8 protein-coding genes are annotated in these 8,767 nt (G+C 69.8%); 6 read left to right on the top strand and 2 right to left on the bottom strand.

Annotated features, from left to right (window positions below; all coding sequences use genetic code 11):
- Positions 1 to 376: 376 nt before the first annotated feature.
- The 6 genes from AB0K82_RS34695 (at position 377) to AB0K82_RS34670 (ending at position 7,255) form a co-directional block, all read left to right on the top strand.
- Complete coding sequence (locus tag AB0K82_RS34695; RefSeq protein WP_364405190.1) at positions 377 to 745, top strand: hypothetical protein; 369 nt, start codon at positions 377 to 379, stop codon at positions 743 to 745.
- Positions 742 to 1,668, top strand: a complete 927-nt coding sequence (locus AB0K82_RS34690; protein ID WP_364405188.1) for a PrgI family protein — start codon at positions 742 to 744, stop codon at positions 1,666 to 1,668. Before AB0K82_RS34695 ends, AB0K82_RS34690 begins: the two co-directional genes overlap by 4 nt.
- Positions 1,665 to 3,434, top strand: a complete 1,770-nt coding sequence (locus AB0K82_RS34685) for a conjugal transfer protein TraC (RefSeq protein ID WP_364405186.1) — start codon at positions 1,665 to 1,667, stop codon at positions 3,432 to 3,434. The genes AB0K82_RS34690 and AB0K82_RS34685 overlap by 4 nt, the downstream gene beginning before the upstream one ends.
- A gap of 86 nt (positions 3,435 to 3,520) precedes the next feature.
- Complete coding sequence (locus AB0K82_RS34680; protein WP_364405185.1) at positions 3,521 to 5,875, top strand: TraM recognition domain-containing protein; 2,355 nt, start codon at positions 3,521 to 3,523, stop codon at positions 5,873 to 5,875.
- Positions 5,876 to 5,898: 23 nt separating this feature from the next.
- A complete protein-coding gene (locus AB0K82_RS34675) occupies positions 5,899 to 6,798 on the top strand; it encodes a replication-relaxation family protein (RefSeq protein WP_364405183.1) in 900 nt (299 codons plus the stop codon).
- Positions 6,799 to 7,057: 259 nt separating this feature from the next.
- Positions 7,058 to 7,255 carry a hypothetical protein gene (locus AB0K82_RS34670; protein WP_364405181.1) on the top strand — a complete coding sequence of 66 codons (198 nt, stop codon included), beginning with the start codon at positions 7,058 to 7,060 and terminating at the stop codon, positions 7,253 to 7,255.
- A gap of 74 nt (positions 7,256 to 7,329) precedes the next feature.
- Here AB0K82_RS34670 and AB0K82_RS34665 read toward each other — a convergent pair whose 3' ends face one another.
- Both AB0K82_RS34665 and AB0K82_RS34660 read right to left on the bottom strand, forming a co-directional pair.
- The gene (locus AB0K82_RS34665) at positions 7,330 to 8,097 is read right to left on the bottom strand and encodes a hypothetical protein (RefSeq protein ID WP_364405179.1); all 768 of its coding nucleotides are present in this window, start codon (positions 8,095 to 8,097) and stop codon (positions 7,330 to 7,332) included.
- Between the two features lie 81 nt (positions 8,098 to 8,178).
- The gene (locus tag AB0K82_RS34660) at positions 8,179 to 8,691 is read right to left on the bottom strand and encodes a hypothetical protein (RefSeq protein ID WP_364405177.1); all 513 of its coding nucleotides are present in this window, start codon (positions 8,689 to 8,691) and stop codon (positions 8,179 to 8,181) included.
- Positions 8,692 to 8,767: the final 76 nt, after the last annotated feature.

Raw genomic sequence — 8,767 nt, 5'->3', positions numbered from 1 at the left:
TCGGCCAGATCAGCCCGATCAGCTACGAACAGAGGTCACATAAGGTGGCACTCGCCGCATAACAACCGGTGTCCACACTTCGGGGGGAACCCCCGTCGACCTGCTGCTGGTCGTCTGCCTGCTGTACATCCTGGCCCGCATCCCGTCATGGGTGTCCAAGGCCATCTGGCGTGGCGCGCTGGGCCGCAACCCAATCGGCAGTGCCGCCCGAACCGCGTTCTCCGTCCTCATCCTGCGGCGCATCACCGGCGGAATCTCCGGCCGAACCGGCAGCATCCGCCCGGCCGTGCCGCCTCCCGGATCCGTACCTCCGCCCGGTCGACCGCCAGGCCCACCGCCGCCCAGTCCTCGTCCGCTACCGCGCTCCCGCCCCTGGGTGCAGCCGGAACTTCCGTTGCAGTGGCCGTCCCCACGCGGCAGGCAGTTGGAACTGCCGAACATGCCGCGGCTACGGCCGGCCCCACAGCGCGGAATCCAGCTGCAACTGCCGTTGCGGCCGGGCGGAGACGTGCCCCGCCACTGGCGGCAGGGCGAGCTGCCCATCGAGCAGCGCGCCGAGCAACTCCGCCTGCCGCTGAACCTGCCGCAACGGCCGGTGCAGGCCCCGCTGTTCACCGACTTCGACCGGGGACGCCGACCGCGCCCCCGCATCGAGGACTTCCCGCCCCGGGGGTCCGCCCCGTCCGAAGGCCGGCAGCCACCGCCGCTGTTCGGCCGACAGCGTCCGCGAGGTGATCACAGATGAGCCGCGTCCCTCATGGCGGGCGGTATGCGACACGCATCCCCGCCGACATCGACCGCGAGGACCGAATCCTGGCGAATCTCACCGCCCGGCAGGTCGCGATCCTCGGCGGCGCCGGTGCCGTCCTGTGGGCGGCGTTCATGGCCACCCGGCATCTCATCCCACCGCTGGTCTTCCTGGCCTGCAGCGTGCCGTTCGCGTCGATCGCCGTGGCGTTCGCACTCGTACGCCGCGAGGGCCAGAGCCTCGACCGCCTCCTCCTCGCGGCCGTCAGGCAGCGGTTCGCTCCGCGCCGATACGTCCCTCGTGACGTCGGCGGAATGCCGCACCGGCTGGGGACTTCCGGCGGCCATCCCCCGGCACCGTTCGCCTTGCCGGTCACCGGCATCCATCCCGACGGGCTGGTCGAGCTGGGCGGGCATGGCTGCGCTGCTGTCATCGCCTGCGGCACGGTCAGCTTCGCGCTCGCGACCGTCGGCGAACAGGAGGCGCTCGTCGCCGGTTTCGCCCGCTGCCTGCACGGGCTCTCCTCACGAATCCAGATCCTGATGCGGGCCGAACGCATGGATCTGATGCCGATGGCCGTACGCGTCTTCGAGGCCGCGCCTGGCCTACCGGACGCCGAGCTCGAAGAGGCCGCGAGGGAACATGCCCGGTTCCTCGCCGATCTGGCCGACCGGTCGGAACTGCTCTGGAGGCAGGTGCTCGTCGTCGTACGAGACGACTCAGCCGATCCCAACGACGCCGACAGCACGCCGGCGCTGCGCCAGGCCGAACAGGTCGCCGCCGCGCTGACGGCCGCGGGTTTCGAGGCACGCGTCCTGGACGGCCTGGCCGTTTCGACGGTGCTCGCGGCCGCCTGCGATCCCAACAACCCGACGCCGTGTTCCCTCAGGGACCCGTACGAGGTGGTCAGAAGCCGATGAAGCGAATCACGAGGCAACACGCGTTCCCGCGCCGCCGTACCCAACCGCCTGCCCTCGCGCTCGGGCCGGATGCCGTGGAGGTCGGCAGCCGTACCCTCACACTCGGCGACGGCGTCTGCGCCACGTTCACCATCACCGGTTATCCGGCCGAGGTCGGGCCGGGCTGGCTCGAGCCGCTGCTGTGCGACCCGGGCCGTATCGACGTCGCCCTGCACATCGAGCCGATCCCGAACCAGGTCGCGGCGGACCGCCTCCGCAAGCGCCTCGCCCGGCTCGAGTCGTCGGCCCGATCGGACTCCGCGAAGGGCCGGCTGGTCGACTTCGAAGCCGACGCCGCCGCCGATGACGCCCACGCGCTGGCAGCCGCCCTCGCCCGCGGTGAGGCCAAGCTCTTCCGCGCGGCCCTCTACATCACCGTTCACGCCGCCAACGAGGCCGAACTGTCCCGCGAACTGCGGCGGATCCGTGCGCTGGCCGCTTCCCTGCTGCTCGACGCCCGGCTCACGACGTTCCGCACCCTGGAGGGCTGGACGTCGACGCTCCCGCTCGGAATCGACGCCGTCGGCACGCGACGGACGATGGACACCCACGCGCTCGCCGCCGCGTTCCCGTTCACCTCGCCCGACCTCGCCTGCCCGTTGTCGGACACGTCGGTGCTGTACGGCGCGAACGTGGCCTCTACGTCCCTGGTCACCTGGGACCGGTGGGCGCTCGACAACCACAACGCCGTGGTCGTCGCCCGCTCCGGTGCCGGCAAGTCCTACTTCACCAAGCTGGAGGCGCTGCGCTCGATGTACGCGGGGGTCGAGATCGCCGTCATCGATCCCGAGGACGAGTACGCGCGGCTCGCCGACGCGGCCGGCGGTGCCCGCATCGCCCTCGGCTCGCCCGGCGTACGGCTCAACCCGTTCGACCTGCCGTCCGGCGCGAGCAAGACCGCCGACGCGCTCACCCGGCGCGCGTTGTTCCTGCACACCCTCACCGCGGTGCTGATGGGCGAAGCGCTCGACCCGGCATCACGAGCGGTACTCGATCACGCGGTATTCGCCACCTACTACGCCGCGGGCATCACCGAGGACCCGCGCACCTGGTGTCGGCCCGCACCGCTGCTACGCGACCTGACCGCCACGCTCAACACCAGCGAGGACCCGAAGGCGCGGGAGCTCGGCGCGCGTCTGTCCCCGTACGTGACCGGGAGCTTCCGCCAGCTCTTCGACGGACCGACGACCACCAGGCCCGAAGGCCACCTGGTCGTCTTCTCGCTGCGGGACGTACCCGAGGAGCTCAAGACCGTCGCCACGCTCCTGACTCTGGACGCGACCTGGCGCAGAATCAGCGATCCCCGCGATCGCAGACGCCGGTTCGTCATCGTCGACGAGGCGTGGCTGCTGCTCCGTGACGGTGAAGGCGCCAAGTTCCTGTACCGCCTCGCCAAGTCGGCGCGGAAGTACTGGGCCGGCCTCACCGTCGTCACCCAGGACGCCACCGATGTCCTCGCCTCCGACCTCGGACGGGCGGTCGTCAGCAACAGCGCCACCCAGATCCTGCTCAGGCAGGCCCCGCAGGCCATCGACCAGGTCTGTGACGCCTTCCGGCTCTCCGACGGCGAGCGGGCGTTCCTGCTCGCCGCGGACAGAGGCGAAGCCCTCCTCAGTTGCGGATCCCAGCGGGTCGCCCTTCGCAGCCTGGCGTCTCCCGCCGAGCACCGGATCTGCACGACCAATCCGGTCGAACTCGCCGACCTCGAGGACGGCGACCTGGCGTGAACGGACTTCCCGTATCAGCAGGTCGATCAGGGCCACCGACGCCGTCGTCTCCGGCCGGTCGGTTCCTGAACGATCCGATGGGGTCGATGTGCCACTGGCTGCAGGCCATCGAGGGTCTCGCCCGTCCGCACTGGATGATGCTGGTCGCCGTCGTCCTCACGGTGACGGTCGCGGTCGCATCGACGCGTACGGCGCTGATCCGATGGCGGCATCGCCGGTTGGCCGCGGCGTCCCGAGTCGTCGAGATCACCCCGCCGCCGTCCGTTGACCTTGCCGGGGCCGAAGCGCTGTGGGCACAGCTCCTGGGCCTGCTGCGGCCCCGGTGGCTGCGCCCGATCACCGGCGTGCCCCACGTCGCCTGGGAGTACGTCTTCACGGCGGCCGGGATTCGAATCCGGCTATGGGTTCCCGGCGTGATCCCACCTGGCCTGGTCGAGCGGGCGATCGAGGGCGCGTGGCCGGGGGCGGCGACCTGCACCGTACGGGTGGCGAATCGGCCGGCGTTGCCGCTGGGGCACGCTGCCGCAGGCGGGCGGCTACGGCTGTCTCGACCCGACCACTTCCCGCTGCGCTCGGACTTCGACACCGATCCGGTGCGCGGACTGCTGGCAGCCGCCGGAGGGCTCAACGGCGCGGAGAGCGTGATCGTGCAGGTCCTCGCTCGGCCGGTGACCGGCCGCAGGCTGCGGCGGGCCGGAAAGTACGCCACCGCGCTGCGCTCGCCCGGCCTCGCGACGAACGCCAAGGCGGGACTGTTCGACCTCCTGCCGGTGGGTGCCCACACACAGCACCGAAGCGCGGGGGCGCCGCTCCCCGCCGAGACGCTCGCGGAGGTACGGGCCATCGTGGCCAAGGCGTCGCGGCCACGGCTGGAGACGGTGATCCGGTATGCGACCGCGACCGACGACACTGGCCCTCGCGGTCGTGAATGGCTACGCGGGCGGGCGCACGCGATCGCCTCCGCGTATGCGGCATACACCGGCATGAACCATCTGCGTCGTCAGCGGCTCCGCCGGGGCGACGAGGCGATCCGATCGCGCCGGATGTGCCATGGAGATCTGCTGTCCATTCCCGAACTCGCCGCCGTCTGCCATCTGCCGATCGACGAGACGGTTCCCGGCCTGGTCCGCTCCGGAGCCAGGCCGATCCCGCCGCCACCCGCGGTGCCGTCCGGCGGACCGGACGTGCGGGTGCTGGGAGATGCCGACGCCGGCCCCCGCAGAGCAGTAGGCGTACGGATCGCCGACGCCCGCCATCACACCCACGTGATCGGCGAGACCGGTGCCGGAAAGACCACCGGCCTTCTGGCCATGCAGCTCGGCGATGCTCTGGCAGGCCGCGGGTTCGTCTCCATCGAGTCCAAGGGCGACTCGACCCTGCTGCTGTCGCGCCTACCCGAAACCCTCGTGGGCAAGGTGGCGGTGATCGACCCCGACGACGGTGCGCCGCCACCATGCGTCAACATCCTCGACGGCGCGACACCGGAACTGAGTGCTGACGTGGTGGTGGGGATCTTCCGCCGCATCTACGCCGACTTCTGGGGACCCCGCACCGACGACGTCCTCCGCTCAGCGATCTTGACGGTCATGAACAGGCCGGACGCGACCCTGGCCGACATCCCGCGCCTGCTCGGCAACGACGCCTACCGCGCCCAAGCGGTCGCCCGGGTGACCAACCCGTTCCTGGCCGACTTCTGGAACTGGTACGACGAGCTGTCCGCCGCCCAGCGTGCCCAGGTCACCGGGCCGGTGATGAACAAACTCCGTGCCGTCCTGCTACGCGGCTTCGCCAGGGAGGTCCTGGCCGCCGGCCCGACCAGTCTCGACATCGGCCGGCTCCTCGACACCGGTGGCGCCGTGATCGCGCGTCTTCCGAAGGGCGTCCTCGGCGAGGACACCGCTCGCCTTCTCGGCTCACTGGTTCTGGCCAAGACCTGGCAGGCCGTGCAGGCCCGGGCTCGCCGCCCGGACGCCGACCGGCCGGACTGCGCGATCTACGTCGACGAGTGCCACAACTTCCTGACGTTGCCTCACGGGTTGGACGACATGCTCGCCGAGGCCCGCTCGTACCGGGCCGGACTCGTCCTCGCCCATCAGAACCTCGCGCAGCTGCCGTCCGAGCTACGCGAGTCGCTCGCCGCGAACGCCCGCAACAAGGTCTTCTTCACCGTCTCTCCGAACGACGCTCGTCACCTCGAACGCCACCTGGCCCCGAACCTGAGCGCGCATGACCTCGCCAACCTCGGCGCTTTCCAAGCGGCTGCCCGCCTGGTGAACCACGGCGCGCTCACTCCCGCCTTCACCTTCCGGACCCGGCGTCTGCCGCCGCCCGTACGAGGCCGGGAGAAGGCCATCCGGGAAGCCTCACGCGAGCGCTACGGCCGCAAATCCACGGCCGAGACGGCCGGGCCGTTGCCCGGCGATCCGCGATCCACCGCCTGAGTCCGTACGGAAGGGGATCGGTCATGCCCACCGACGCCACGAGATCCAGAAACCGGACCACGGACCTGCTCGGCATCCTGGCCACCCGGCTCACCGAGCGCGATCGCTGGCTCCTGCGGATGCTGCACGAGCACAAGGTCTTCACCACCGCCCACGTCGCCGACCTCGCCTTCGCCGGCAACACCGACACCGCCGACCACCGGCTCCTGATCCTGCACCGGCTCGACGTCCTGCAGAAGATCCGCCCGCTTCGCCCCGGCGGCGGATCCGCCCCCTGCCACTGGCTGCTGAACACCGCGGGCGCCGAGGTCGTCGCCGCCGAACGCGGGCTGTCGCTCAAGGAACTCGGCTGGCGGCGGGATCGTGCGACCGCCGTCATGCTGTCCGCCAAACTGAGCCACCTGCTCGGCGTCAACTGCTTCTTCGCCTGCCTCGCCGCTCGGCCCGAGCAGGGACACCTCAGCGAGTGGTGGCCCGAAGCGCGCTGCGCCGCTACCTGGAAGAAGTTCGTCCAATCCGACGGGTACGGCCGGTGGAACACCGGTGATCGGTCTCTCGACTTCTTCCTCGAGTACGACAACGGCACCGAGACCCTCACACGCGTCATCGCGAAGATCGACTCTTACATGCGTCTCGCCCAGGCCACCGGGATCAGTACGCCGGCACTGTTCTACTTCACCTCACCGCGCCGAGAGGCGAACTTCCGGCGCGGCTGCCCGCCGGTCGGGCTGCCCATCCTGACCGCCAGCACCCGAACAGACCTCAGCGAACCGGCAGACGCCATCTGGGCGCGCCTCGGCAGCGATGACCGCCGCCCGCTGGCGGACTTCGCCAAGCCCAGCAGACACCCTCAGGGCGACGTCGGCTCGCCCGCACCTGGAGTGGAACCCAGCGCGTGGACGACCCGACCGCGGGAGCGGTGACCGCTACCCCGAGTCCGGACCGACCAGCACCGTCCCGAGCCGGCATGGCTGCGCCCGACGCCCTGCGGCCCCCCGCTCCCGTGTCAGAACCGCGAGCCGCGTACGCCACTGATCGACGCCGTCCGGTGCGGCTACGGCCCCCCACCCACGCCTTCCCCGCCGCCGCTGACCTCGTCAGGCCGGCCCTTGCGAACGGGCAGCACGCCGCCGCTGGCGGCAGGTCTGGCGACGCCCCCGAAGAGGAGGAGGTTCGTCGGCATTGAAGAAACCGCATCCGCCTGTCATCAACTGGATCCGCGTCGCCGTCACCGTGACCGTCCTTGTGGCCGCAACGGTGCTCTCCAAGCCCGTCGTCACCGTTTGCTGCACCGCCCAGGCCGCCGCATCGACGGCAGCCGAACCGGCTGAACCGCTCAGGCTGCTCCTGCTCCCGATGCCGATGTGGTGGTCCGGTTAGTCAAGAAGGTGGCGCCGTGAGCTGCGTGGGCAAGCCCTACGCGGCTCACGGCGCCGTCCGCCGTCGTGCGAACGTCACCGCTCTTCTCGTGCGGCTTCAGCGGCGTCTTCGAGCACCGCCAGCGCGCAGCAGGTGACCGGGTTACACGGAGCGCCCGGATCCGCGCCGCACTCGTCACAGCCCCTCTGCGGGTCGGCGGGGCGGTAAGCCCAGACCAGCACGTCGGCGCCGTACCACTGCGGCCCGATGGACGTCTGGACAGCGACGATCGCGGCGTCTTCCTCGCTGGGCTCGTCGGTGATCTGCCGGACCGGGGCGAACAGCACGTCCCAACGGCGCAGGTCCCCGGCTCGCACGTAGGCGAAGGAACCGTCGAACTGATCGTTGGTGCTCGTCTGCTCGTTCCCGTCTCCCTCGAAGGGTGTGGTGAAGCAAGCGGGCGAGTCGTGATCGCCACCGCAGTAGCCGCAGTTGTGGTCCTCGGCGTAGGCCGACAGTTCCTCGGCGAACTCGTCACGCCACGTGAGCTGTTCGGGCGTGTAGTCGTCGAAGTAGTCGGCTTCGACGTCTCCGGGACGGAGCGTGAGGTAGCGGAGCAGGCTACGGGCAGCCTGAAGGAGCGTCTCTGCGACGGGAGGTGGGCCGCTCCCGGAGCAGAGGTCACGACCGTGGAAGATCGTCTGGTTCTTGTGAGACAGACGGTAGCGGTAGCGGATCCGGTGATCGTCGGTACGGCCGTCGGCTCCGATCTCGAGGATGTGATCGGCGTCGATGCGCCACACCAGCACCAAGTGCGGCGGCTGGGAGTTTTCGGGCAGCGTCAAGACATGCGTCGTCGACATGGGATCTCCCCCGTGGGATGAAGGTGATGCGTTCCTGGTGTTGCCTGGTGAGCGCGTGCGGCTGACGTGCCGTCGACGCGGTCAGGAGGATCGGTGGGTGCTACGGCACCGCCAGTCCTGTTCGGCCCAGCGGATCGCGCGGACGGCGCGTGCGGCACGCTCGGCAAAGATCTCTGGCCGAGCCGCTTCGTCCCTGATCGCGTCGAAGGACAAACGGGATCCGATCCGCCCGTCAATCGTGAAGATGAAGTCCTCCTGCTCTGGCTGATAGTGCACGTCCACCGATACGCCATCGCTCGTGAGCGTCTCGAAGTACTCCAGACCCTCCGTGAGCGTTTCTTCGATGTCGATCGCGTATGCGACTCCGTGACGTTCGACGTCGTCCATGCATTCGCAGAACGTCACGTCCGGGAATCGATCTCGCACCTCGCGCAGATCGGAGATGTATCCGGAGCATGCAGCACCACGCTTCGCAGAGACGGAGGGCACGAAATATGCCATCCATTCACAGGTCTGTAGGTGTGCTTCGGGCAGCAGATCGGGCGTGTCCACGATTACGAGCAGTTCTCGCTCGGATCGATTCGCTGCGTCCATTTCCCACCCCTTCCCGATCGCGCTTCTTTGTGCTACTCCTATTCGACCACGAAATCTGACGCTTGGGAGCCCCCCA

Origin of the sequence: Actinoallomurus sp. NPDC052274 (assembly GCF_040679475.1) — a bacterium.
GTDB lineage: Bacteria > Actinomycetota > Actinomycetes > Streptosporangiales > Streptosporangiaceae > Actinoallomurus > Actinoallomurus liliacearum.
The sequence above is the reverse complement of the archived record's forward strand: the minus strand, read 5'-3'. Positions and strand labels throughout refer to the sequence as shown.